Annotated in this window: 24 protein-coding genes; 10 read left to right on the top strand and 14 right to left on the bottom strand. The window is 64.9% G+C overall.

Going from position 1 to position 22,912, the window contains the following annotated elements:
• From G557_RS0110555 to G557_RS0110545, 3 genes are all read left to right on the top strand, one after another.
• Positions 1-513: Bax inhibitor-1/YccA family protein (locus G557_RS0110555; RefSeq protein ID WP_028245997.1), on the top strand; the 513-nt coding region annotated here is incomplete at its 5' end.
• Positions 514-672: 159 nt separating this feature from the next.
• The gene (locus G557_RS0110550; protein ID WP_028245996.1) at positions 673-1,311 is read left to right on the top strand and encodes a GntR family transcriptional regulator; all 639 of its coding nucleotides are present in this window, start codon (positions 673-675) and stop codon (positions 1,309-1,311) included.
• A 36-nt stretch (positions 1,312-1,347) separates the two neighbouring features.
• Positions 1,348-2,598 carry an MFS transporter gene (locus G557_RS0110545; RefSeq protein ID WP_028245995.1) on the top strand — a complete coding sequence of 417 codons (1,251 nt, stop codon included), beginning with the start codon at positions 1,348-1,350 and terminating at the stop codon, positions 2,596-2,598.
• 69 nt (positions 2,599-2,667) lie between these two features.
• On the opposite strand, the gene G557_RS0110540 is transcribed toward G557_RS0110545, so the two are convergent.
• The 6 genes from G557_RS0110540 to guaB all read right to left on the bottom strand — a co-directional run bounded on the left by G557_RS0110540 (position 2,668) and on the right by guaB (position 9,644).
• Complete coding sequence (locus G557_RS0110540) at positions 2,668-3,669, bottom strand: hypothetical protein (RefSeq protein WP_028245994.1); 1,002 nt, start codon at positions 3,667-3,669, stop codon at positions 2,668-2,670.
• Positions 3,670-3,855: 186 nt separating this feature from the next.
• Entirely contained in the window at positions 3,856-5,415 is a 1,560-nt protein-coding gene (gene guaA / locus G557_RS0110535; RefSeq protein WP_028245993.1) for a glutamine-hydrolyzing GMP synthase, read from the bottom strand.
• On the bottom strand, positions 5,412-5,975 hold the full coding sequence (locus tag G557_RS13140) for a DUF3817 domain-containing protein (RefSeq protein ID WP_084627147.1): 564 nt from the start codon (positions 5,973-5,975) through the stop codon (positions 5,412-5,414). The genes guaA and G557_RS13140 overlap by 4 nt, the downstream gene beginning before the upstream one ends.
• A gap of 10 nt (positions 5,976-5,985) precedes the next feature.
• Positions 5,986-6,906 (bottom strand): SURF1 family protein, encoded by a 921-nt coding sequence (locus tag G557_RS0110525; RefSeq protein WP_028245992.1) that lies wholly within the window; start codon positions 6,904-6,906, stop codon positions 5,986-5,988.
• A gap of 20 nt (positions 6,907-6,926) precedes the next feature.
• A complete protein-coding gene (locus G557_RS0110520; RefSeq protein WP_028245991.1) occupies positions 6,927-8,048 on the bottom strand; it encodes a GuaB3 family IMP dehydrogenase-related protein in 1,122 nt (373 codons plus the stop codon).
• Between the two features lie 93 nt (positions 8,049-8,141).
• Positions 8,142-9,644 carry an IMP dehydrogenase gene (gene guaB / locus G557_RS0110515; protein WP_028245990.1) on the bottom strand — a complete coding sequence of 501 codons (1,503 nt, stop codon included), beginning with the start codon at positions 9,642-9,644 and terminating at the stop codon, positions 8,142-8,144.
• Positions 9,645-9,849: 205 nt separating this feature from the next.
• Between guaB and G557_RS13135 the strand changes: the two genes are divergently transcribed.
• The 6 genes from G557_RS13135 to G557_RS0110485 all read left to right on the top strand — a co-directional run bounded on the left by G557_RS13135 (position 9,850) and on the right by G557_RS0110485 (position 14,761).
• The gene (locus tag G557_RS13135; protein WP_051225008.1) at positions 9,850-10,797 is read left to right on the top strand and encodes a branched-chain amino acid ABC transporter permease; all 948 of its coding nucleotides are present in this window, start codon (positions 9,850-9,852) and stop codon (positions 10,795-10,797) included.
• Positions 10,798-10,809: 12 nt separating this feature from the next.
• A complete protein-coding gene (locus G557_RS0110505) occupies positions 10,810-11,784 on the top strand; it encodes a branched-chain amino acid ABC transporter permease (protein ID WP_028245989.1) in 975 nt (324 codons plus the stop codon).
• Positions 11,777-12,697, top strand: a complete 921-nt coding sequence (locus G557_RS13130; protein WP_051225007.1) for an ABC transporter ATP-binding protein — start codon at positions 11,777-11,779, stop codon at positions 12,695-12,697. The genes G557_RS0110505 and G557_RS13130 overlap by 8 nt, the downstream gene beginning before the upstream one ends.
• Positions 12,697-13,434 carry an ABC transporter ATP-binding protein gene (locus G557_RS0110495; RefSeq protein ID WP_036962126.1) on the top strand — a complete coding sequence of 246 codons (738 nt, stop codon included), beginning with the start codon at positions 12,697-12,699 and terminating at the stop codon, positions 13,432-13,434. The genes G557_RS13130 and G557_RS0110495 overlap by 1 nt, the downstream gene beginning before the upstream one ends.
• Before the next feature lie 46 nt (positions 13,435-13,480).
• Complete coding sequence (locus tag G557_RS0110490) at positions 13,481-14,410, top strand: patatin-like phospholipase family protein (RefSeq protein ID WP_245542803.1); 930 nt, start codon at positions 13,481-13,483, stop codon at positions 14,408-14,410.
• Between the two features lie 69 nt (positions 14,411-14,479).
• Entirely contained in the window at positions 14,480-14,761 is a 282-nt protein-coding gene (locus G557_RS0110485) for a metal-sensitive transcriptional regulator (RefSeq protein ID WP_028245986.1), read from the top strand.
• A gap of 73 nt (positions 14,762-14,834) precedes the next feature.
• Here the strand turns inward: G557_RS0110485 and G557_RS0110480 are convergent, their stop codons facing one another.
• Complete coding sequence (locus G557_RS0110480; RefSeq protein ID WP_051225006.1) at positions 14,835-16,079, bottom strand: ABC transporter substrate-binding protein; 1,245 nt, start codon at positions 16,077-16,079, stop codon at positions 14,835-14,837.
• Positions 16,080-16,404: 325 nt separating this feature from the next.
• The gene (groES, locus tag G557_RS0110475; protein WP_028245984.1) at positions 16,405-16,698 is read right to left on the bottom strand and encodes a co-chaperone GroES; all 294 of its coding nucleotides are present in this window, start codon (positions 16,696-16,698) and stop codon (positions 16,405-16,407) included.
• Between the two features lie 181 nt (positions 16,699-16,879).
• Here groES and G557_RS0110470 point away from each other — a divergent pair, with 181 nt between their 5' ends.
• Complete coding sequence (locus G557_RS0110470) at positions 16,880-18,082, top strand: class I SAM-dependent methyltransferase (RefSeq protein ID WP_028245983.1); 1,203 nt, start codon at positions 16,880-16,882, stop codon at positions 18,080-18,082.
• Between the two features lie 10 nt (positions 18,083-18,092).
• Here the strand turns inward: G557_RS0110470 and G557_RS13570 are convergent, their stop codons facing one another.
• The 6 genes from G557_RS13570 to alr form a co-directional block, all read right to left on the bottom strand.
• Positions 18,093-18,500 (bottom strand): DUF4190 domain-containing protein, encoded by a 408-nt coding sequence (locus G557_RS13570; RefSeq protein ID WP_051225005.1) that lies wholly within the window; start codon positions 18,498-18,500, stop codon positions 18,093-18,095.
• 386 nt (positions 18,501-18,886) lie between these two features.
• Entirely contained in the window at positions 18,887-20,026 is a 1,140-nt protein-coding gene (gene tsaD, locus G557_RS0110460) for a tRNA (adenosine(37)-N6)-threonylcarbamoyltransferase complex transferase subunit TsaD (RefSeq protein ID WP_028245982.1), read from the bottom strand.
• On the bottom strand, positions 20,023-20,535 hold the full coding sequence (rimI, locus tag G557_RS0110455; protein ID WP_036962125.1) for a ribosomal protein S18-alanine N-acetyltransferase: 513 nt from the start codon (positions 20,533-20,535) through the stop codon (positions 20,023-20,025). Before rimI ends, tsaD begins: the two co-directional genes overlap by 4 nt.
• Positions 20,535-21,140 carry a tRNA (adenosine(37)-N6)-threonylcarbamoyltransferase complex dimerization subunit type 1 TsaB gene (gene tsaB, locus G557_RS0110450; RefSeq protein WP_036962122.1) on the bottom strand — a complete coding sequence of 202 codons (606 nt, stop codon included), beginning with the start codon at positions 21,138-21,140 and terminating at the stop codon, positions 20,535-20,537. Before tsaB ends, rimI begins: the two co-directional genes overlap by 1 nt.
• Positions 21,137-21,703 carry a tRNA (adenosine(37)-N6)-threonylcarbamoyltransferase complex ATPase subunit type 1 TsaE gene (tsaE, locus tag G557_RS13120; RefSeq protein ID WP_156877160.1) on the bottom strand — a complete coding sequence of 189 codons (567 nt, stop codon included), beginning with the start codon at positions 21,701-21,703 and terminating at the stop codon, positions 21,137-21,139. The genes tsaB and tsaE overlap by 4 nt, the downstream gene beginning before the upstream one ends.
• Entirely contained in the window at positions 21,696-22,835 is a 1,140-nt protein-coding gene (alr, locus tag G557_RS13115; protein ID WP_051225004.1) for an alanine racemase, read from the bottom strand. The genes tsaE and alr overlap by 8 nt, the downstream gene beginning before the upstream one ends.
• Positions 22,836-22,912: the final 77 nt, after the last annotated feature.

Genomic DNA, 22,912 nt, shown 5'->3' with positions numbered 1-22,912 from the left:
TCTGTGCCGCTGATTCTGCTCTACGGCGCAGCCGAGGGCGTGTTCATCGGTGCCATTTCGGGCGTATTCGAGAGCATCTACCCCGGTGTTGTCGTGCAGGCAGTCATCGCTACCTTCTCGGTGTTCGGCGTGACGCTCGCGCTGTTCGCCAGCGGCAAGGTGCGCGCCTCGGCTCGCGGCGCCAAGATCCTCATGATCGCCATGGTCGGCTACATGGTGTTCAGCCTGATCAACGTCGGCATGATGCTTTTCGGCGGCACCACCTCGGCATTCGGCCTCAACCCCCAGATCGAGATCTTCGGCATCCCGCTCGGCGTCATCGTCGGTGTGCTGGCCGTGCTGATGGCCGCGTACTCACTGGTGCTCGACTTCGACCAGATCCAGAACGGCGTCCGCTCCGGCGCTCCCGCCAGCTTCGGCTGGACCGCCGCCTTCGGCCTCGTCGTCACCCTGGTCTGGCTCTACATCGAGTTCCTGCGACTGTTCGCGATCCTCGCCTCGAGCCGCGACTGACCGCACGCTTTTCTCGAAACGCGGGCCCCGCATCCTCACGGATGTTGGGGCCCGCGTTTTGCGCTGCCCCGTCGCACCATCGCGCGCACATTCGCCGCCTGAAGTGCTATCGTCGTACATGCATCTTGTATCTCTGTTGTATCTAAGGAAGCTGGCGTCATGGCGGAACTTGCCTCTGACCGCGTCTATGCCCATCTCAAAGATCAGATCATTCTCGGCCAGATCGTCGGCAACGCACTGCTGAGCGAGGGCGAAATCGCCGAGCAGCTCGGTGTCAGCCGCACTCCGGTGCGTGAAGCATTTCTGCGTCTGCAGGCCGAAGGCTGGATGCGCCTGTACCCCAAGCGCGGCGCCCTGGTACTCGGCATCGATCCACGCGAGGGTGTCGAGATTCTGCAGGCCCGCACGCTCATCGAAGACTGGGCCGCCCGACGCATCAGCGCCCTTCCCGACGCTCGCGCGCACCTGCTCGAAGAACTGCGTGCAACGCTCGAGCAGCAGAGCGAAGCCCTCACTGGCGAGCCCGACATGCCCGCATTCACCGTTGCCGATCTGCACTTCCATCAGCTCATCGTCGCTGCCGCAGATAACAGCATCCTCACCGCCGTGTATCAGCAGCTCAGCGATCGCCAGCGCCGCATGACCTCACAGGCTGTGGTCGGTCTCGACAAAGCCCACCGGGTCTTAGCACACCACCACAAACTGCTTGAAGCTCTCGAATCCGCCTCCCCCGACGAGTTCGCCGCCGTCTTGCAGCAGCACTTCGCCGAGATTCACCACACCGACACCACCCACTGACCGTTTCACCGCACCACCCGACACACCACGAAGAACATGACCTCCTCCACTCCTGCCCTGCCCCTGCCCGAATCTTCTTTTCCCCTGCCGAAGTGGCAGGTGCGTCGCCCACACTGGCTTGCCGCCGCCGGCGTGCTTTTCGCCGTTGCGTGGGGCGGCAACGAGTTCACCCCACTGCTTGCGATGTACCGCATACACGAACACATGACCACGCAGAGTGTGAACATTCTGCTTGGCGCATATGTCTTGGGCATCATCCCCGCTCTGCTCATCGGGGGCCCGCTCTCAGACCTCAGGGGCCGCCGCCCGCTCATGCACCTCGCGCCTGCACTGTCGATCACCGGCAGCCTGCTGCTGATGTTCGGCAGCGAATCGCACCCTCTGCTGTTCGTCGGGCGCATCTTCTCTGGGCTCGCCTTGGGGCTGGTGATGGCCGTTGGCTCATCGTGGATCAAAGAGCTCTCGGCGGCACCGTTCTCACCCGACGCTGAGCCCGGCGCCGGCGCCCGCCGCGCCACCATGGCGCTGACCGTCGGCTTCGCTCTCGGTGCAGTCGTCGCAGCACTGCTCGCACAGTTCACCCCCATCCCCGAGATCGCGCCCTACCTCGTGAACATCGTGCTCACCTCGGTGCTGTGGTTCGTACTGATCGGCACGCCAGAGACGCATCCGAACAGCACCGGGGGCCACCACGAGAGCCTGCTGGATGCACTGCGCCTGCGCGAGGCCGTCTCACCACGATTCCTGCTCATCGTGTTGCCGATGGCGCCCTGGGTGTTCGGGGCAGCCGCCAGTGCGTACGCGGTACTCCCCTCGCTGGTCGCCGATCAGGTGCCAGGTTTCGAGGTGGCCTTCGCGGGCATCCTGTGTTTCATCGCGCTGAGCTTTGGTGTGGCCAGTCAGCAGCTGGCTCGAAAGTTCATCAAGCCGCACAGTCAGCGGGCCATCGCTTCGGCGATGCTTGCCGTAATCGTCGGTGTGGCCGTGGCCGCTGTGGCTGCATTCACACTGAACATGGCCATCACCATCGCGGCCGCCGCGACTCTGGGCTTCTCCTACGGTCTTCTGCTGATCGCCGGGCTGCAAGAGACGCAACGCACGGCCCGTCCCGAGCATCTGGGCGGCATGGTCGGTGTCTACTACTCGCTGACCTATCTCGGGTTCTTCATCCCGGCCATTCTCTCGGCGCTCGCTCCGATGATCAGCTATGGCGTGATGTTCATCGCCGGCGGAGTCATTGCCACGGTCAGCGTGCTCGTGATCATGGCCGCCACCAAGCGCCTCTGAGGTTTTGTCCCCGCACCCACATCGAGTGTGCAGAAAAGCGGCCTACCACCACTCGGATAAGCCGCTCTTCTACACACTCGGTGCACCGCGCCCGAGTGCATCTCGCACCTCAGCAACAAACTTCCTGGCCCGCGGAGGCACGATCAGTGTTTTCAGGTCTGCCTGAATCACGTCGTACCCAGTCACACGCAGGGCCCTGAGACGCTCCCGATCCCGTTCGTACTGCACCCGCGACGTGCGGTGCTGATCACCGTCGAACTCCGGAGCCACACGCGCATGGCGGTAGAGCATGTCGAGTCGAGCGACGAAGCGGCCCCGTGCGTCGTGCACGTCGACATTCAGCTCCGGCTCGGGCAGGCCGCTGTCGATCAGCAGCATGCGAGTGAGGGACTCCATCGGCGACTGTGCGCCGTCGCGCACGAGCCCAGCCACATGGCGCATGCGTCGACAGTGCCGCCCGGTGAGGCCATGCGCCCAACCGATCAGTTCTGCAGGTGAGACCACAGGCCACCGCTGGTCTGACCGCAACGCAGCCCGGCAGGCCAGGTGGTCGCCAACGGCCACGAGATCTGCGTCAGTGTAGGCAGGATGCCCGGCCAGCATCCGCCAGACCGTGAGCGCGTCACAGACCGGCAGCCTGTCGACCACAGCGATGTGCGCGTCAGCAGGCAGCACATGCGCGCGGATGCCCTGGTGACGAGGTCGCGAAAGGCCAGGTCGCGCACACACCTCAAGGTGGGTGGGCATCTGCTCGCCCAACACCAGGCGCAACGGCAGCGGCAGGTTCCATATCACCGCCGCGCTCAAGTGGCTGAAGGCCATGCCTGGCTTCATCAGCGGCAGGTAGGCATGGGCCTGCTGCAGCACCTCGGCGCGAAGGGCCACCGAACGAGGCAATTGCTCGCTGTGCGGGGCCTCGGCTGGGGCGGGCAGCCGGATGCCGCGGTACGGCCGCGTCAGATCGCCGGCTGCAAGGCGGTGCCGGTTGAGTCCCAGGGCCAGCGCCTCAGACACGGTAAACGAGCGCTGCCGCAAGGGCACCGGCAGCTGAGCGGGTTCACGTGGAGTCATACCCTCGAGTCTCGCGTCGCGGAACGCGCCCCACCGCCTGACCAGCAGCCCTGTGGACAAAAATACCTGACAACCGTCGCCTGTGGAAACCACCCCGCACCCACATCGAGTGTGCAGAAAAGCGGCCTACCACCACTCGGATAGGCCGCTTTTCTGCACACTCGGCGAGCGAGAACGAGCCTCAGCTCATTCCCACTCGATGGTGCCCGGTGGCTTGCTCGTCACATCGAGCACCACTCGGTTGATTTCACGCACCTCGTTGGTGATGCGGTTCGAGATCACCGAGAGCACGTCGTAGGGCAGACGAGACCAATCGGCAGTCATCGCGTCTTCGCTCGACACCGGGCGCAGCACAATCGGGTGACCGTAGGTGCGGCCGTCGCCCTGCACCCCCACCGAGCGAACGTCAGCAAGCAGCACCACCGGGCACTGCCAGATCTGATCGTCGAGCCCGGCTTTGGTGAGCTCCTCGCGCGCGATCGCATCGGCCTCACGCAGAATCTCGAGACGCTCACGCGTGATCTCGCCGATGATGCGAATGCCCAGGCCCGGCCCCGGGAAGGGCTGGCGCGACACGATGACCTCGGGCACACCGAGTTCGCGACCGATCGCACGCACCTCGTCTTTGAACAGGCTGCGCAGCGGTTCGACCAGTTCGAACTGCAGGTCGTCTGGCAGCCCACCCACATTGTGGTGACTCTTGATGTTGGCCGCGCCCTCGCCGCCGCCCGATTCGACAACGTCGGGGTACAGCGTGCCCTGCACGAGATAGCGGATGGGCTCGCCATCTGCCTGCGCCTCGTCTTGCAGGTCGCGCGCGGCTCGCTCGAACGTGCGAATGAACTCGCGGCCGATGATCTTGCGCTTCGCCTCGGGCTCGCTGACCCCGGCCAGCGCGCTCAAGAACTGCTCCGACGCGTCGACAGTCACGAGGCGGATGCCCGTGGCCGCAACGAAGTCTTCTTGCACCTGCTTGACCTCGTCTTTGCGCAGCAGGCCGTGGTCGACGAAGATGCAGGTCAGCTGATCGCCGACCGCACGCTGCACGAGGGCCGCGGCCACCGCCGAGTCAACACCGCCCGACAGCCCACAGATGACTTTGCCCGTGCCCACCTGAGCGCGAATCTTCTCGACCTCTTGGTCGATGACGTTCTCACTGGTCCAGTCGGGGGTGAGCCCGGCGCCGTGATACAGGAAGTTCTCCAGGGCCTGCTGCCCCAGCGGCGTGTGCCGCACCTCGGGGTGCCACTGCACACCGTAGAGACGCCGGTCCGGGTTTTCGAACGCAGCCACTGGCGCCCCAGCAGTCGAAGCAAGCACATCGAAACCGGGCGGTGGGGTCTGCACGGCGACGCCATGGCTCATCCATACCGACTGCTCGGCAGGCGAGCCCTCAAGCAGCGTGCCGGTCGAGGCCACCTGCGTCTCGGTGTGACCGTATTCGCCAACCGCAGCCTGATCGACCACGGCACCGAGCGCATACGACATGGCCTGAAACCCGTAGCAGATACCAAAGACGGGCACCCCGGCATCGAACAGCGCAGGGTCAACGCGCGGCGCACCTTCTTCGAACACGCTGGCCGGGCCACCTGAAAGAATGATCGCAGCAGGCTGCTTGGCGAGAATCTGCTCGACGCTCCACGTGTGAGGCACCACCTCAGAGTAGATGTGCGCCTCACGCACTCGGCGGGCGATCAGCTGCGCATACTGCGCGCCGAAATCGATGACGAGAACGGTCTGTGTCACTTGGCTCCTTCGGCCGGGTGTGATTCATCGGGGGATGCGCCAGTTGCGTCGCTGCCAGACGTCGCCACCTGCGCGCGCAGCTTGGCGATCGCGGCATCGTGCTCAGCTGCGCGAGTGTTGTGATCGGCGAGATCGGCCCGCGCCTGACGCGACATACGATGCTCGACAAAGAAAGAGAGGAATGGAATGACACCGCCGAGCGCGATGAGAATGAAGTTTTTTAGTGGCCAACGCAGCAGGCTCCACAGGCGGAAGTCGGCGATCAGGTAGATGACATAGAGCCAGCCGTGCACGATGAGCACGCCGATAGAGAGGTTCAGCCCCGAGGTGCTGTCGATGAACTCTGCTGTGGAGGGCACAAAGTGCAGCAGATGACCGCCGCCGGCAAACACCTCGTAGCCGACGCCGAACTCACTGTTCCAGGGCACATATTTGATGATCATCTCGGCCACCAGCAGCAGCAAAAAGACGCCGGTGACGTAGGCGAAGATACTGTAGAAGCGGATGGCCCCGGGAACTTTGGCGCGGTCGCGCGCTGGCAGAATGGACTGGCGGGTCATGGGTGACAGTCTACCGTGCCCCATCGCCGTCGGAGGCCCCGCGCACGGCCACCGCACGCAGCAGTTCGAGCTCTTCGCGGTCGGCTGCGGCCCGTTCGAGCGCGTGCTGGTACTCGTCTCGCCCGAGGCGCCACCACAGGAAGATCGCGAAGGCTGCGAACACCACCCATTCGGCCGCGTAGAAGATGTTCAGCCAGTTGACGGTCGACTCGGTCGACGGCGGCGGCGACACGATCGTCTCGGCCTGAGCGGTCAGGCTGTCAGGCAGCCCAGAGGCGACCACCACGTAGGCGTCGTACCAGGGCAGATCGGTGTCTGGCCACTCGTTGACCAGCTCTGCGGCGGCAACGTACTGCGGCACATAGTCGGCCGAACTCGAAACGATGACCTCGAGACCGTCGTTGGGCATGATGCGCCCGACGAGCTGCAGCTGCTCTGCCTGCGTGGCAACCGCCTCAACCTCTTCTGCAAGCGTGTCGGCCTCTTCGCGCGTGGCGGTCCAGCCGATGCCGACCGGCACCAGACCGTCAGGAGCGCCCGATGTCGTCACCGTGGCCAGCCCGGCGACCACCCAATACCCGACGGTGCCCGACTGATCGCGGTTGGCGATGACTGTGGCGGTCTGTGGCAGCAGCGTGCCGTCGACGAGCGTGCGGTGTTCAATAGCCTGCGCGTCGATCTCTGCGCCGGCCTGCAGCAGCGTGTCGATGGCCACCGGGGTCTCGGTGTTGCGCGACCCGTCGTCACCGGGAGTGACGGCGCGGCTCATCTGCCACCAACCGAGCCCCAAGAATGCGCTGACGATGACCAGAACGAAGGCGAGCGCGCCCAGCCACTTTGGGGTGAGCAGCACCTGCGCGGTCGAGCGCGGTGGATCGGCGAGTTCGGCCTCGAGCACATCGATCAGCGCATTGGCCTCGGCTGGTTGCATCAGTGAGCGCTCGTGACTTCTCAGACCTCGTAATGCGAGATCGCGACGGGAGCCTTCTGGAACTCTTTGAGATCGGTATAACCGGTGGTCGCCATTGACTTGCGCAGCGCACCGATGAGGTTGAGCTTGCCATCGGCGTTGTGCGCCGGGCCGAAGAGCACCTCGTCGAGTGAGCCGGCGGTGCCCACGTTGACGCGCGAGCCGCGCGGCAGCTTGGCATGGCGCGCCTCAGCACCCCAGTGGTAGCCGGCGCCCGGCGCCTCGCTGGCACGCGCGAGTGCGGTGCCGAGCATGACGGCGTCTGCACCGACAGCGATGGCCTTCGGAATGTCGCCAGCCAGCCCGAGGCTGCCGTCGGCGATAACGTGCACGTACCGACCGCCCGACTCGTCGAGGTAGTCGCGGCGCGCACCGGCGACGTCGGCGACGGCGGTGGCCATCGGGGTGCGCAGGCCGAGAGTCTTGATCGATGACGAGGTGGCGCCACCGCCGAACCCGGCAAGCACGCCCGCAGCACCGGTGCGCATCAGATGCAGTGCGGTGGTGTAGGTGCCGGCACCGCCAACGATGACCGGCACGTCGAGCTCATAAATAAACTTCTTGAGGTTCAGCGGCTCAGTGGTGTTCGACACATGTTCAGCCGAGACGGTGGTGCCGCGGATGACGAACAGATCAACGCCAGCGTCGAGCACTGTCTGGTAGAACTGCTGCGTGCGCTGGGGCGAGAGCGCACCGGCCACGGTGACCCCGGCTGCACGAATCTCGGCCAGACGCGCGGTGATCAGCTCAGCCTTGACCGGCTCGGCGTACACCTGCTGCAGCACCGAACCGGCATCTTCGTCGCTGGCCTCATGGATGCGACGGTAGGCATCGGTCGGGTCTTCGTAGCGAGTCCAGAGGCCCTCGAGGTCGAGCACGCCCAAACCGCCCGCTCGACCCAGCGCGATCACCGTCTCCGGAGACGACGCGGAATCCATCGGTGCGCCGATCACCGGCAGGTCGAAATGGAAGGCATCGATGCTCCAGCTGACCGAGACGTCTTCGGCGTCGCGTGTGCGCCGGTCTGGCACCACTGCGATATCGCTGAACCCATAGCCGATGCGGCCGGCTTTCGCGACACCGATCTGCACTGTCTCACTCATAAACGCTGCACTCTCCCTCTCACACGCGAGCATTCGTCGCATGTCTGTTGTCGGCCGACGTGGGGGTCACGTCGACACTGGTGTCGGTGGGGCTCAGCGCCCGTGGTAGTTCGGCGCCTCGATCACCATCTGAACATCGTGCGGATGGCTCTCTTTGAGACCGGCAGCCGTGATGCGCACGAACTTGCCCTTCTCTTTGAGCTCGTCGATATCGTGGGCGCCGACGTAGAACATCGACTGACGCAGGCCACCGACGAGCTGGTAGGCGACGGCCTCGACGGGCCCGCGATAGGGCACCGATCCCTCAATGCCCTCAGGGATGAGTTTGTCATCGCTGGGCACATCAGCCTGGAAGTAGCGGTCTTTGGCGTAACTCGTGCGTTCGCCACGAGTGCGCAGTGCGCCCAGCGACCCCATGCCGCGGTAGCGCTTGAACTGCTTGCCAGCCTCGAACACCAGCTCGCCCGGGCTCTCGTCAGTGCCGGCCAGCAGCGAACCGAGCATCACCGTGTCGGCACCCGCGACGATAGCCTTCGCAATGTCGCCGGAGTACTGCAGACCGCCGTCGGCGATCAGCGGCACGCCCGCGGGCTTGGTCGCCTTGGCCGCCTCGTAGATAGCTGAGATCTGCGGCACGCCCACACCAGCGACGATGCGCGTGGTGCAGATAGACCCGGGGCCAACGCCGACCTTGACTGCATCGACGCCAGCATCGACCAGCGCCTGCGCACCCTCACGCGTGGCGACCTGCCCGCCGATCACCTGCACGTGCTTAGTTGCCGGGTCGGTCTTGAGCTTCTTGATGATCTCGTGCTCGGCGAGGGAGTCTCCGTTGGCCGTGTCGGTGACAATAACGTCGGCACCGGCTTCAACCAAAGCCTTTGCACGCTCCCAGGCATCGCCGAACACACCGATGGCCGCAGCCACCACAAGGCGGCCCGAGGCATCTTTATTGGCGTTGGGGTACCGCTCAGCTTTGTCGAAGTCTTTGACTGTGATGAGCCCTTTAAGGTGGCCCTCTTCGTCGACCAGCGGCAGCTTCTCGATCTTGTACTGAGCAAAGGTGTTGTACGCCTCTTCGCGGCTGATGCCGACACGCCCGGTGACCAGCTTGTCGCGGGTCATGACCTCACTGACCTTGGCCGTGGTGCGGTCTTCAATGGGCACCCAACGAATATCGCGGTTCGTGATGATGCCGACCAGCACGTTGTGCTCGTCGACCACAGGCAGCCCCGAGACCTTGAACTTGGCGCAGATGTCGTCGACCTCTTGCACCGTTGCGTCGGGAGTGGTCGAGACCGGGTCGGTGATCATGCCCGACTCAGAGCGCTTAACCAGATCGACCTGGGTGGCCTGGTCTGCAATCGAGAGGTTGCGGTGCAGCACGCCGATACCGCCCTGGCGGGCCATGGCGATGGCCAAGCGAGCTTCGGTCACGGTGTCCATGGCTGCTGAGATCAGGGGGATGTTGACGCGCAGCTCGCGAGTGAGCTGCGAGCTGGTGTCGACCTCGCTCGGGATGACGTTCGTATGCCCCGGGAGCAGGAGCACGTCATCGTAGGTGAGACCGATGTAGCCAAAGGGGTCGTGGGCCATTTCTTCCTTCCGAACGCGGTGCGCCCAGTCTACCGCCCCGCTCCGACATCGGCACACTGCGTGATTGCCCTCGATGTGAACCTCCTGTGATTGTGTAACATGGGCGACACATTGGCTTGGTAGCTTGACGCCAGGTCGAGGCGCAACGAGGCGCGGCCGACCCCGGGCCCTCGTACCCGTACGTCGATCGCCACCAGGAGGCACCGTGATCTCACCGCTGATCGCAGCTCAAGCAGAGCTCGCGACCATCACCGTGGCAGACAGCGGTGGATTCCTCACCGATCGTCTGCTGCCAGCATTGGCCGGAGGTCTCGTCTTCGGCCTCATCCTCGCGCTCTCCTCTATTGGCGTGTCACTCATCTACGGCACCACCGGGCTCAATAACTTCTCTCATGGCGAGCTGGTCACCTTCGGCGGTTTCGTTGCCGTCGTGGTGATGACATCCCAGGGGCTGCCCGCATGGATCGCCATCCTCGCGGCGTTCGCCATCGGCGGCGCCTTCGGATGGTTCCAAGACTTCGTGCTCTGGAAGCCGCTGCGCCGCCGCCGAGTCGGCATCATCCCACTGATGATCGTCAGCATCGGCCTGTCTCTCGTGCTCCGTTATCTCTACGCGTTCCTGTTCGGCCCCGACCGTCTCGTGCTGCCGGTCGCCAGCGACGCCTGGCTCGTGATCGGCCAGGTTCGCCTGACTTTCTGGGATGTCTGGGGCTCGGTCATCGCCATCGTGCTGATCGTCATCACCGCGTTGGCGCTGACCCGCTCGCGCATCGGCAAGGCCACTCGCGCGGTGGCCGACAACCCGGCACTGGCTTCCGCCTCGGGCATCGACGTCAACCGCATCATCCGCATCGTCTGGACCGGCGGCGGCGCACTGGCCGGTGTCGCCGGCGTGCTGCTGGCGTTCTACCAAACCCAGCAGTGGGATTCAGGTGCTTCGATTCTGCTGCTGATCTTCGCCTCGGTCGTGCTCGGCGGGCTCGGCACCGCATACGGCGCACTCGTCGGCGCGCTGATCATCGGCATCGCCGTGAACCTCTCCAGCCTGTGGCTGCCCGGCAGTCTCAAATACGTGACCGCACTGGTGATCATGATCATCGTGCTGCTCATCCGTCCCCAGGGCATCCTGGGCCGCAAAGAGCGCATCGGATAAGGGGGCCTCCGCATGGATTTCAGCTTTCTGACTCAGGCGCTCGGCGAGGCCATCTCGCCGACCACAGCCGCCTACGCGCTCGCTGCGCTTGGCCTCACTGTGCACTTCGGCTACACCGGGCTGTTGAACTTCGGCCAGGCCGGGTTCATGGCCGTGGGGGCCTACGGATTCGCGATCACTTCAAACGCACTCGGCGCGCCGTTCTTCCTCGCCTTGTTGTTCAGCCTCATCGGTGCTGTGGTGTTCGCGCTCTTACTCGGCATCCCCACGCTGCGGCTGCGTGCCGACTATCTGAGCATCGTGACCATCGGCGCCGCCGAGATCATCAGGCTCGTGGCCAAAACCCCCGAACTCTCGTGGCTAACCGGCGGCTCTGCCGGCCTCGACAGCGGCGCAGACAGCCTGCAAGCGCTCAGCCCGGTGCCCAAAGGCCTCTATGGCATCGGCTCGCTGACGCTCACCGATAAAGACGTCTGGGTAATGATCGTGGCTTGGAGCATCGTGGCATTGGCCGTTCTGTTCGTCTGGCGCCTGATCCGCAGCCCATGGGGCCGAGTGGTGAAGGCCATTCGCGAAGATGAAGACGCAGTGCGTTCGCTCGGCAAAAACGTGTTCGCCTACAAAATGCAGGTACTCATCGTCGGCGGTGTGCTGGGCGGTCTCGGTGGCATGATCTTCGTGCTGCCTCGATCGGTGCAGCCCGATAACTTCGGCACGCAGACCACCTTCTTCCTCTGGACCATCATGCTGCTCGGCGGCGCGGCCACGGTGCTCGGCCCCATCGTGGGCTCGATGATCTTCTGGGTGGTCATCGTCGCTACAGACGGCATCGTCTCCGAGCTCATCTCGAACGATCTGCTGCCGATCACCGGCGTGCAGGGTGGCCAGATCCGCTTTATCTTGGTGGGCCTGGCGCTGATGCTTTTGGTGATCTTCCGCCCACAGGGCATCTTCGGCAAGAAATCGGAGGTCTACTTCAATGCCTGACACCACCCCCACGACCTCCGCGTCAATTGCCAAGGGCGAGATCGGCCCCGGCTGCGCCAAGACCGACCCGATCATGATCGCCGACGAGATCACCCGCAGCTTCGGCGGCAACACCGCTGTCGACGTGCAGCATGTTGAGATTCCGCGAGGCAAGATCACCGCGCTGATCGGCCCCAACGGAGCCGGCAAAACCACGCTGTTCAATCTGCTCAGCGGCTTCGACCGCCCCAACACCGGCACGTGGTCGTTCGACGGGCGCACGCTCAGCGGCATCCCGTCGTTCAAGGTGTCGCGCATGGGGCAGGTGCGCACCTTCCAGCTCACCAAGTCGCTGGCAATGCTCAGCGTGCTCGAGAACATGAAGCTCGGCGCGAAAAATCAGCGTGGTGAGCGTTTCTGGGCATCGCTGTTCCCCCTCCTTTGGCGCTCCCAAGAGCGAGAGATCGAGCAGCGCGCCCTTGACCTGCTGCAGCGCTTCAAGCTCGACGCCAAAAAAGACGACTACGCCGCAGCGCTGTCAGGAGGCCAGCGCAAGCTGCTCGAGATGGCACGCGCCCTCATGAGCGATCCGCAGTTCATCATGCTCGACGAGCCGATGGCCGGCGTGAACCCGGCCCTGACGCAGTCACTGCTCGGCCACATCGTCAATCTCAAGAACGATGGTGTCACCGTGCTGTTCGTTGAGCACGATATGCATATGGTGCAGGCCATCGCAGACTGGGTGATCGTCATGGCCGAGGGCAGCATCGTGGCCGAGGGCGAACCCAGCGTGGTAATGCGCGATCAGGCCGTGATCGACGCCTACTTGGGCTCGAACAAAGATCGCGATCTGGGCGAGGTGGTGGCCGAGATTCGGGCCGAACGCAGTGCCTCCCCCGCCGTCGACACTGCAGCTGCAGCGAAGGAGCAGTGATGACCGAACGCGTACTTGAGACTCACGATCTCGTGGCCGGCTATCTGCCCGGTGTCAACATTCTCAACGGGTGCAACACCTATGTCGACAAAGGTGAGCTGGTGGGCATCATCGGCCCGAACGGTGCTGGCAAGTCGACGCTGCTGAAAACGATCTTCGGCATGGTCACCGTACGATCCGGCACAGTTGTGCTCGGCGGCGAGGAGATCACCGGGCTGAAAGCTGATCGTCTCGTGCGCGCCGGCGTGGGGTTTGTGCCGCAGACTGAGAACGTCTTTCCGAGCCTGACGATTCGCGAGAACCTCGAGATGGGCTGCTATCAAAAGCCCTCGCTGTTCACCGAGCGCCTCGAGTTCGTCACCGAGCTGTTTCCCGAGCTGCGCAAACGCCTGGGGCAGCGCGCCGGCGGCCTCTCGGGCGGTGAGCGTCAGATGGTAGCCATGTCTCGGGCGCTCATGATGGATCCCCAGGTGCTGCTGCTCGACGAGCCGTCTGCCGGCCTCTCCCCCGTGCGCCAAGACGAGACCTTCCTCAACGTGGCACGAATCAACGCTGCGGGTGTCTCGGTGATGATCGTCGAGCAGAACGCCCGCCGCGCCCTGCAGATCTGCGACCGCGGCTATGTGCTCGATCAGGGGCGTGACGCCTACGTCGGCGCCGGCCATGAGCTGCTGAACGACCCCAAGGTGGTCGAGCTGTATCTCGGCACCCTCGCCGAGGATCACACCGCGGGCTGAGCACACGCTGCACCGCAGTCTCAGCTCGAGGGGCCACAATAGAGGGGTGAACGACACAAGCCAGCCCGCAGACCAGACCACTGCATCCACCGTTCCGCAGATAAATGTGCACGACACCGCGCTGATCTTCGAAGGCGGCGGCATGCGTGCGGCGTGCACCGCACCGGTGGTCGCTGGCCTTGTCGAAGCCGACGTCAACTTTGGCTTCGTAGCTGGCATCTCAGCTGGGTCATCACACACCATCAACTATCTGTCGCGTGACCCGTTGCGCGCACGGCGCTCGTTCGTTGAGTTCGGCGCTGATCCCAACATCGGCGGCCTGGGCACCTGGCTGCGCGGGCAGGGCGCCTTCAACTCTGAGTACATCTACCACCACACCTCCAGGCCCGGCGAGGTGTTGCCCCTCGACTGGGCGATGTTTCAGCACAATCCGGCCGACTTTCGCATCGGTGCGTTCTGCGCCGACGAGGGGCGCGAGGTGTACTGGGGGCGCGATGACATCACCGACTTCGACGCGCTGCTGACTCGGGTGCAGGCCTCGTCGACCATGCCGATCTTCATGCCTCCGGTGCATCTCGACGGGCACGTCTACGTCGACGGCGCCCTCGGCCCAACTGGGGGCATTGCGCTGGATGCTGCCAAGGCCGCCGGCTTCGAACGTTTCGTGGTGGTGCTCAGTCGGCCGCGCGACTACGTGAAGACGCGTTTCAAAGCGGGCGCAGCGGCTCGGCTGGCGTTCCGTGGCTTGCCTGCAGTGCCTGAAGCCCTCGCCGCTCGGCCAGAGCGCTACAACGCCACTCGCGAAGAGGTCTTCGATCTCGAACACGACGGGCGTGCCTTCGTCTTCGCCCCCACTGGCTACACCGTGAGCAACCAGGAGCGCCGGGTCGACCGGTTGGCTCGCTCATACGCCGAGGGCGAGGCCCAGTTCTCGCAGTGGCTGCCTGCGCTCAAGGAGTTCGTCGATCTCGCGTGAGCGCACGGCTGGATGCCCCGCGGGTATATTGTGAGCACAGGCTTTTCAGATCGCGACGAGAGGACCCCCATGATCAGCGATGACCCCCAGGCCGTACGCCGCATTCTCAACCGCCTGCGCCGTGCGCGCGGCCAGCTCGACGCCGTGATCGGTGCCGTCGAATCAGAGGCACCCTGCCGCGATGTCGTCACTCAGCTCTCCGCCGTCTCCAGTGCACTCGACAAAGCCGGCTTCGCCATCATCTCGACGGCCATGCGCGAATGCCTCAATCCAGATGCCGAGGCAACGACAGACGACGAGCCCAAGCTGAGTGCTGAAGAGCTCGAGAAACTCTTCTTGATGCTCGCCTGAGCAGTGCACAGACGACGAACGGCGGGAGCCACCTGAGGGTGACTCCCGCCGTTCGTTTCTCGGTTGAGCGCGCTTACTGCGCCTCGACCTCTTCCTGACGCAGGAACTCGGTCGTGTTGTCGTCGTCGACCACCTTGTAGAACGAGATGGTCGCCTTGGTCACGTCGCCGTTGTCATCGAAGTCGATCGGGCCAGACTTGCCGTCGTAGTCGATATCTTTGCCGTCTTTGATGAGCGCGGCGCAGGCAGCGAAGTCGGTGCACTTCTCGCCACCTTCAGAAACCGACTGCAGGTTGTCTTTGATGGTGGTGCCGTCCGTGGCGCCGCCCTGCAGAGCTGCGAGAGCCGAGAGCACAGTTGCGTCATACATCTCGGGCGCGTACACCGTTGAGGTCAGTGAGCCGCCGGCCTGCTCCTTGACTCGGTCAAGGAACTCGTCGAGGCCGGTGTACGGGCCGGGCTGCGAGAAGGTGGCACCCTTGATCGAGGTGTCGCCCTTGCCCTGGATGCCGTTGTTGCCGTCAGTGCCGTAGAGACCAGTGAAGTCGAAGCCCTGCTGGTTCAGCGTGTTGACCACACCCTTGAACTGGTCGAACGAGATTGCCACGAAGCCGTCGGGGTTGGTGCTCAGCGCATCGCGAACCTCAGCCGAGATGTCTTTGGCTGCGGGGTCGAAGCCCTTCTCTGTGACGGTGACGCCACCGGCCTCGAGCTCTGCCTTGACTGCGTCGCGCAGGCCTTGGCCGTACGGATCGTTCTGGAAGAGGATGACCACGTTCTTCTTGCCGTCATCGACAATCTGCTTGCCCAGGCTCTTGCCCTGCAGCAGGTCGCTCGGTGCGGTGCGCCAGTAGTAGCCGCCGTTATCGTCGATGCTGGTGAAATCAGGTGACGTGTTCGAGGCTGAGATCTCAACGACCTGGCGCTCGCTGATGGTCGGCAGGATGTTCTTGGAGGCGGCAGACGAAGCCGCACCGAGGATCACTGAGCTGCTGTCGAGCAGCGACTTGGCCGAGGTCAGCGCAACGTCGGTGCTGGAGTCGCCTTCGTCTTTGATGTCGGTGTTGACTTTGATACCCGCATCGGCTGCGTTGATGTCTTCAGCTGCGAGTTCGATGGCCGCAGTCAGGGTCGGCCCCATGAACGACAGGGTGCCGGTCTGCGGCACGATCGCGCCGATGTTCAGCGTGCCAGCGTCACCGCTGCCCGTGCCGCCTGATTTGGCACAGCCGGTCAGTGCGAGAGCTGCGATGGCCCCGACCGCAACGATCTGGGCACCGCGGCGCATCATGGCCGACTCAGTGTTCTTCTTCATCATGTACTCCTGCTCCTTTGCATCGAGTTGTCCCGTGCACACTTCAGCGTATGGACAGCGGGTTTCAGCAGTATAACGAAGTGTTTCGAATCTGTTTCGAAGCCCGCTGACAGCTCTGGCTCAACTTCTTCTGCAAAACTTGTGTGGCCGAATGTCGGCACCTCAGCAGCAATGTCCGCAGCCCGCTGTTTTCCTGTGCAGACAATGCGTCACTGCTGCAGACATCTCGCGGCGTCACCACGGCCAATTCTGCAGAAACAGGTCATATACGACTCGAGGCGGAGGCGCATAATGCGCCTCCGCCTCGATGAGACAGATCGGTGAAGGATCAGTCGACCACTGCCAGCAGGTCACGTGCCGAGAGCACGAGGAACTGCTCGCCACCGAGCTTCACCTCGGTGCCGCCGTACTTGCTGAACAGCACCTTGTCGCCCTCTTTGACGTCGACCGGGATGCGGTTGCCGTTATCGTCGACACGCCCCGGGCCCACTGCGACGACCTCGGCCGTGCTGGGCTTCTCTTTGGCGGTGTCAGGGATGACCAGACCTGAAGCGGTGGTCTGCTCCTGCTCGACAAGGCGGACGACGACACGATCTTCGAGTGGCTTGATGGAAACCGACACTTTGACCTCTTCCTACTGCATCCATGTGATGGACGGAATACACTTCTGAGGCACCCCTGTATGAGGTGCAATTAGAACTGTAGCCACCCATTAGCACTCATGCAAGCCGAGTGCTAACCAGCCGTCACATTGCCGCAGTGCCGACCCGAGCATCCACTGTTCGCCAGTTAGTCTTGAGCCGATGACACTCGAACCCGCCCGTGCACTGCTGACCCCCGAGGGCATGGCGCTGTTGCGCAGTCTGCCGCCGTACCGCTCGGCCGACGACACGTTGGCCCTCTCGACTCGACTGCGTCGCGAAGGTCACTCGCCTGAGCTGATCGCTGCAGCACTCACCCAGTCGCGGCTGCGCGCTGAGGCCAGCGCCAAGTTCGGCCCGTTCGCCGAGCATCTGCTGTACACCGCCGACGGCCTGCAACAGGCCACGCGGCTGACTGTGGCAGCAGCTCACGCCTCTCGCCTGCAGCGCGCCGGCATCACGCACTTCGCCGACCTCGGCTGTGGCCTTGGCGCCGATTCGCTCGCCTTTGCCGCCGCGGGAATGAGCGGCCTCGCTGTCGACGCCGACGAGCTCACCGCAGCGCTCGCCGCCTTTAACCTCGCCGACTGGCCCGTCGAAGTGCGTTACCAGCGCGCCGAAGATGTGACGTTGCCTGCTGACTGGGGCGTCTTTCTCGACCCGGCCCGACGCGTGGCCGGGCGGCGCACTTGGCGGCCAGAAGAGTTCGCTCCCAGCCTTGACTGGGTGTTCGACCTGACCGCCCGGCGCACTGCCGGAGTGAAGCTCGGCCCCGGGCTGCCGCATGAGCTCATCCCGGCTGCTGCTGAAGCAGAGTGGGTCTCTGACGGCGGTGAGGTGGTTGAAGTCGGGCTGTGGTTCGGTGACGCCGCCGAGCGCCCGGGCCAGACCAGTGCGCTGCGACACGACGCCGACGGTTGGCATCGTGTGGTCGCTGAGCAAGACGACCCACAGCCCGGCCCGGTGGGCGCCTGGCTCTACGAGCCCGACGGTGCTGCCATTCGCGCGCGAACGCTGGGCACGTTGGCAGCGCAACACAGTCTGCACACCATCGACCCTCACATCGCCTATCTCACCGGCGACGACCGCGTCGACAGCCCATTTCTGCGGCGCTACCAAGTGCTCGAGCAACTGCCTTTCGACCGGCGTGCGTTGCTCAAGTCGTTGCGAGCCCATGGTGCACGACGGGTGACCGTCAAGAAGCGCGGAGCCGACATCGACCCGGCCGCACTGGCCAAGCAGTTGCAGAAGCAGTTGGCAAAGAGCCGCGACGCTGAGGCATCAGCCCAGGGCGCCGACGACCTCACCGTGTTCGTGACCCGAGTCGGTGACCGCCACTGCGCCATCCTGACGAAAACGGCGTAAGCCCACAGGCTCAGACGTTCTGCCCGCCGTTGGTGCCAAACGAGGTGCCCGTAGCGCTGCCCGACTCGCCGATGAAATCTCGCAGCTGATCGAGCTGCTCAGGGGTGAGCTGGCTGGTGATCGTCGGATCGTTGAGCATTTCGCGCAGAATGTCAGGGTTCGCCATCACATAGACGACCGCCGCCACAATCAGCAGGATGATCGCGATACCGATATAGCCGAGCACAAGCCCGGCAATCGCCATGCCGCGGCCTTTTTCGTGGCTCCGCTTGATACGGTACAGCGCCATATGACCGGTGATCACCGCAACCACCGAGACCAGCCCGTAGAACCAGGCGAAGCCGACCAGCCCGACGATGCCCGCGACCAGAGAAACCGTTGCCAGCGTATTGGTCTTCGCCGGCGCCTGCGGCAGCATAGACCCTTGTGCCCCGAAAACTGCGGAGCTGGCACTGGTGGGCCGTATGGCGAGTTCTGCGCTTGGCTCTGCCCGTACTGCGGCGTCTGCACGTACTGTGCCTGCTGCGTCGGCTGAGCGGCCTGCGCGGGCGCATTCGGATCGAAGCCGGGCGCGTACCACCCGTACTCGGGGGCTGGCCGCGCCTTGTTCACGTCATCTGCCGCGGGTTCACCGTTGTTCGACGGGTTGGTCTGATCGGTCATGCCGATGTGCTCCTCTGCTGCCACACGGTGCAATCGTTCTGCCGCCTCAGGGCACCGCGACCCGAGGTCACGGCAAGTCTAACGACCGTGGGCCGTGTCGGCAGAGGCGCATTCGCGTGTCTGGTCACACACAGCCCGTACTCAGGCGTTTGGCGCCAGATACGACTCGGTCACCGGCAGAGTGGAGTCAGCTCCGAAGGCCAGACCGGTCGGCGGTTTGCCAGCAGCAACCAGCTGTGCCCCGAGTGACGCGATCATCGCCCCGTTGTCGGTGCACAGCGACAGATCGGGTATCCGCAGCTCGACGCCCGCCGCCGCACACCGTTCAGCAGCCACCTCGCGCAAGCGGGCGTTGGCCACCACGCCACCGCCCAGCAGCAGACGCGGCACCCCGAGGTTCTCGCAGGCTGCGAGCGCCTTGGTCACCAGCACATCGACGACCGCCTCTTGAAAGCTCGCAGCGATATCGGCGATGGGCAGATCGGCTCGCGCAGCGGCGGCAGCAGCCTCGTCGAGTTCGCCGCCGACGTCGATGGGATGCCCGGCATCAGCCGCAGCCCGGGTCTCGGCCAGCGACACCCACCTCGCCACTGCAGTTTTCAGCCCGGAGAACGAAAAGTCGTACGGGTGCGCCCGCAGGTCTTTAGCTGTGCTGAGCCCGCGCGGGAATCGGATCGCCTTGGGGTCACCTTCGGCTGCGGCGCGCTGGATGCGTGGCCCGCCCGGGTACCCGAGGCCCAGTAGACGCGCCACTTTGTCGAACGCTTCGCCGGCCGCGTCATCGATGGTCTCGCCGAGCAGCTCGATGTCATCGACCAAGTCGCGCACCAGCAGCAGCGAGGTGTGCCCACCCGAGACCAGCAGAGCAACCGTTGGCGTTGCAAGACTGCCCGAGTCGAGGATCTCGGCCCCGACGTGCCCAGCCAGGTGGTTGACCGCGTACAGCGGCTTGCCGCTGCCCAACGACAGCCCCTTGGCTGCTGCCACGCCGACCATGAGCGCTCCGGCGAGCCCTGGCCCGGCGGTCACCGCGATCGCATCGACGTCGTCGATGCCGAGCCCGGCAGTGTCGAGTGCCTGCCGCAGTGTGGGCCCGAAAGCCTGCACATGCGCACGCGCCGCGACCTCGGGCACCACTCCACCGAAACGCGCGTGCTCATCCATCGACGAGGCAACAGCGTTCGCCAGCAGCCGGGTGCCCTGCACGATGCCGATGCCGGTCTCGTCGCAGGAGCTCTCGATGCCGAGCACAATGGGCTCGTGGTGCACGGTGTCGTTCATGCCGACTCCTTCTTGGTCTCGCACCAGTGGTGCAGGTCGAGACGCATCATCACAGCGTCTTCGCGCTGGCCGTCGTCTCCGGCCGGATAGTACTTGGGGCGCACCCCGACGTGTTCGAAGCCCTCGCTGCGGTACAGACTGCGCGCCGTGGCATTGCTCTCCCGCACCTCGAGAAACAGCAGTTTCGCGCCTCGGGCCTGTGCCTCGGTGGCCAAGGCGACCAGCAGGGTGCGTCCGACGCCGCGACCACGGGCTCGGGCATCCACCGCGATGGTGAGCACATCGGCCTCGCCGGCGCCCTTGGCCGCCAGCACTGCCGCGTAGCCGAGCACCTCGTGCGAGTCGGCGGCCACGATCATCACGCTGTCTGCCGAGTGCAGCGTCTCGGTGAGCATGCCGAGACTCCACGGGTCATCGGCGAACGACTCGGTTTCGATGCGGTGAACCGTTGCGAGATCGGCTTCACGCGCCAGCCGCACGTGCGGTCGGGTGGATGCTTCAGTCACCATCAGAGCACACGCTTCGGTTTCGCGCGGCTCACGTCGGGCTGCCGCACGTAGATGGGGTCGGTGCCGCGCTGTGGCACACCTGCCTGCTGACGCAGCCAGGCGATATGCGCAAGCTGTGCGGCGGGAACTTCGGCGACCACTGGCTCGGGCCGGTCGTCGGCCCACGCGCGAGGCTCGGTGCGGGCATCGGCTGCAGCGACAGGCAGCCCATGCGCGTCAAGACCGGAGTAGTCGGTGACGAACACCTCTCGCCGTCGCGCATCGGTGATGACCGTTGTGGCAGTGGGCTCGATCTCGAGCCGAGCGAGCGCCACGGCGTCATGGCTTGGCACGCCCACTACAGGGCGCTCGATGCCCGCAGCCAGCCCGATGCCCGCGGCGATGCCGACCCGCAGCCCGGTGAACGGCCCCGGGCCGACCCCCACGACCACGAGATCGAGATCAGCGGCGACAAGCTGAGCCTCGGCGAGCACCTCGCTCACCAAGCGACCGACCGCTTCAGCGTGGCCGCGAGTGTCTGATTCGTCGCGGCGGGCGAGCGTCACGCCGTCACGGGCGATCGCGACGCTGGTGCCGGCGGAGGTGTCGAGTGCGAGGATGTTCATGACAGCAGCGATTCTACGCGGGCGGCGAAGTCGTCGGTCGGCAGTGCATGATCTGGTGCCGCGTCGAGGCGATGGGCTGTGATGGTGACCCTGCGCGTCTCGGCCGGGGCTGCGTCTGGGTCGGCGTCTGGGGCGGCGTCGACATCTGCGAGGGTCGGTTCTGGCTGCAGGTCGATCTGCACCCATTGGTCGGTCAGCAACTGCGCCCAGTCTCTTCCCCATTCGATGACGGTGGCCGAGCCCTCGATGTCGAGATCGAGATCGTCAAGTTCGATGCCCTCAGTCAGCCGATACGCATCGACGTGCACCAGAGGAGCACCACCCACCAGAGACGGATGCGTGCGGGCGAGCACAAACGTGGGGCTCGTCACGGGGCCGCGTACCTCGAGGCCCTCTCCGAGCGATCGAGTCAGCGTGGTCTTGCCCGCGCCGAGCGGCCCGTTGAGCACCAGCACGTCGCCAGCGCGCATCACCTGGCCGATACCACGACCCAACTCGGCGAGACGTTCCTGTGTCACACCACTCAGCCGAGCCAACGAACGCGAGCCGGGCCGATCAGGCATCTCGGGCATCCTGCGAGGCACTGCTGCGCGAGGTAGCGCCGCCCACGTAGACGCGACCCGGCCTCGTGCCGATGCGCGTGACGATCTCATAGTTGATGGTGTCGGCCGATTCGGCCCACAGCGTGGCCGCGGGCTCGCCTCGCTTGGGATCGCCGAAGATCACCGCCTCATCGCCGATCTGCACGTCGGCATCACCCACGTCGATGATGAACTGGTCCATGGCGATGCGACCGGCGACTGGGTAGATGTGTCCGTCAACGAGCACTCCCCCGGCCTCGGAGGCCTGTCGCGGCAGCCCGTCGCCATATCCGAAGGGCACGAGCGCGAGGGTCGTCTCGCGTGCCGTGCGATACAGGTAGCCGTATGACACCGGAGTGCCCGCGGGCACGCGCTTGACCTGCGCGATGCGAGTCGAGACCCGCATGACCGGTTCAAGCCCCAGCTCGGCGCTGGTGCGGTCGTCTGGCGAGAGGCCGTAGCCGCCGATGCCGATGCGCACCATGTCGTAGCGTGCGTCGGGGCGGTCGAGCGCGACCTGCGTGGCGGCGATATGGCGGATGCGCGGGTGCAGCCCGTGCTCGGCTGCGGCTTCGATCGCGGCGTCGAACACATGCAGCTGTGCGGTGTCGTCGGCTGTGGAGGTGTTCGACAGGTGCGAGAAAATGCCCTCGACGTCGATCAGCCCTGCGTGTTCGAGACGGGCCGCGGTGCTGAAGAAGCGCTCCCACTGCTCGGGGCTCGAGCCGTTGCGCCCCAGGCCGGTGTCGATGGCCAGGTGCACGGTGCTGGCACCTGCGTCGGCCGCGGCCTGCAACTGATCGGCCGTCGAGAGACCGAGGGTGATGTTGTGCGCAGCCGCGGCGGCAAAGTCGGCACCAGGCAGGTGCTGCCAGGCGATGATCGGTTTGGTGAAGCCCGCGGCGCGCACCTCGAGAGCTTCGTCGAGCGAGACCACTCCCGCGCGGTCGACCCCGGCGGCCTGGGCGACCGGGGCGAGCTGTGCCGCCCCGTGCCCATAGGCGTTCGCTTTCAGCACGGCCAGCACCTTGGCCGGAGCCACGCGTTCGATGATGCTCTCGAGATTGCGACGGTACGCGTCGAGATCGATGCGCACCTCTTGCAGTGAAGTCATGGCCTCTATTGTGGCACTCATGGTCACGCGCGGTGCCGCAATGGCTGAGGATCTTCTCGAGACGATGCCCTTGGAGC

It is taken from the genome of Pseudoclavibacter soli DSM 23366, from assembly GCF_000423505.1.
In the GTDB taxonomy this organism is placed as follows: Bacteria; Actinomycetota; Actinomycetes; order Actinomycetales; family Microbacteriaceae; genus Pseudoclavibacter_A; species Pseudoclavibacter_A soli.
This window is presented reverse-complemented; position numbering and strand designations above follow the sequence as displayed.

Coding starts and splice junctions, on each gene's coding strand:
- G557_RS0110550 (WP_028245996.1), top strand. CDS start 673: ATGGCGGAACTTGCCTCTGACCGCGTCTATGCCCATCTCAAAGATCAG.
- G557_RS0110545 (WP_028245995.1), top strand. CDS start 1,348: ATGACCTCCTCCACTCCTGCCCTGCCCCTGCCCGAATCTTCTTTTCCC.
- G557_RS0110540 (WP_028245994.1), bottom strand. CDS start 3,669: ATGACTCCACGTGAACCCGCTCAGCTGCCGGTGCCCTTGCGGCAGCGC.
- G557_RS13140 (WP_084627147.1), bottom strand. CDS start 5,975: ATGACCCGCCAGTCCATTCTGCCAGCGCGCGACCGCGCCAAAGTTCCC.
- G557_RS0110525 (WP_028245992.1), bottom strand. CDS start 6,906: ATGCAACCAGCCGAGGCCAATGCGCTGATCGATGTGCTCGAGGCCGAA.
- G557_RS0110520 (WP_028245991.1), bottom strand. CDS start 8,048: ATGAGTGAGACAGTGCAGATCGGTGTCGCGAAAGCCGGCCGCATCGGC.
- guaB (WP_028245990.1), bottom strand. CDS start 9,644: ATGGCCCACGACCCCTTTGGCTACATCGGTCTCACCTACGATGACGTG.
- G557_RS0110505 (WP_028245989.1), top strand. CDS start 10,810: ATGGATTTCAGCTTTCTGACTCAGGCGCTCGGCGAGGCCATCTCGCCG.
- G557_RS13130 (WP_051225007.1), top strand. CDS start 11,777: ATGCCTGACACCACCCCCACGACCTCCGCGTCAATTGCCAAGGGCGAG.
- G557_RS0110495 (WP_036962126.1), top strand. CDS start 12,697: ATGACCGAACGCGTACTTGAGACTCACGATCTCGTGGCCGGCTATCTG.
- G557_RS0110485 (WP_028245986.1), top strand. CDS start 14,480: ATGATCAGCGATGACCCCCAGGCCGTACGCCGCATTCTCAACCGCCTG.
- G557_RS0110480 (WP_051225006.1), bottom strand. CDS start 16,079: ATGATGAAGAAGAACACTGAGTCGGCCATGATGCGCCGCGGTGCCCAG.
- G557_RS0110470 (WP_028245983.1), top strand. CDS start 16,880: ATGACACTCGAACCCGCCCGTGCACTGCTGACCCCCGAGGGCATGGCG.
- G557_RS13570 (WP_051225005.1), bottom strand. CDS start 18,500: ATGCTGCCGCAGGCGCCGGCGAAGACCAATACGCTGGCAACGGTTTCT.
- tsaD (WP_028245982.1), bottom strand. CDS start 20,026: ATGAACGACACCGTGCACCACGAGCCCATTGTGCTCGGCATCGAGAGC.
- rimI (WP_036962125.1), bottom strand. CDS start 20,535: ATGGTGACTGAAGCATCCACCCGACCGCACGTGCGGCTGGCGCGTGAA.
- tsaB (WP_036962122.1), bottom strand. CDS start 21,140: ATGAACATCCTCGCACTCGACACCTCCGCCGGCACCAGCGTCGCGATC.
- tsaE (WP_156877160.1), bottom strand. CDS start 21,703: ATGCCTGATCGGCCCGGCTCGCGTTCGTTGGCTCGGCTGAGTGGTGTG.
- alr (WP_051225004.1), bottom strand. CDS start 22,835: ATGACTTCACTGCAAGAGGTGCGCATCGATCTCGACGCGTACCGTCGC.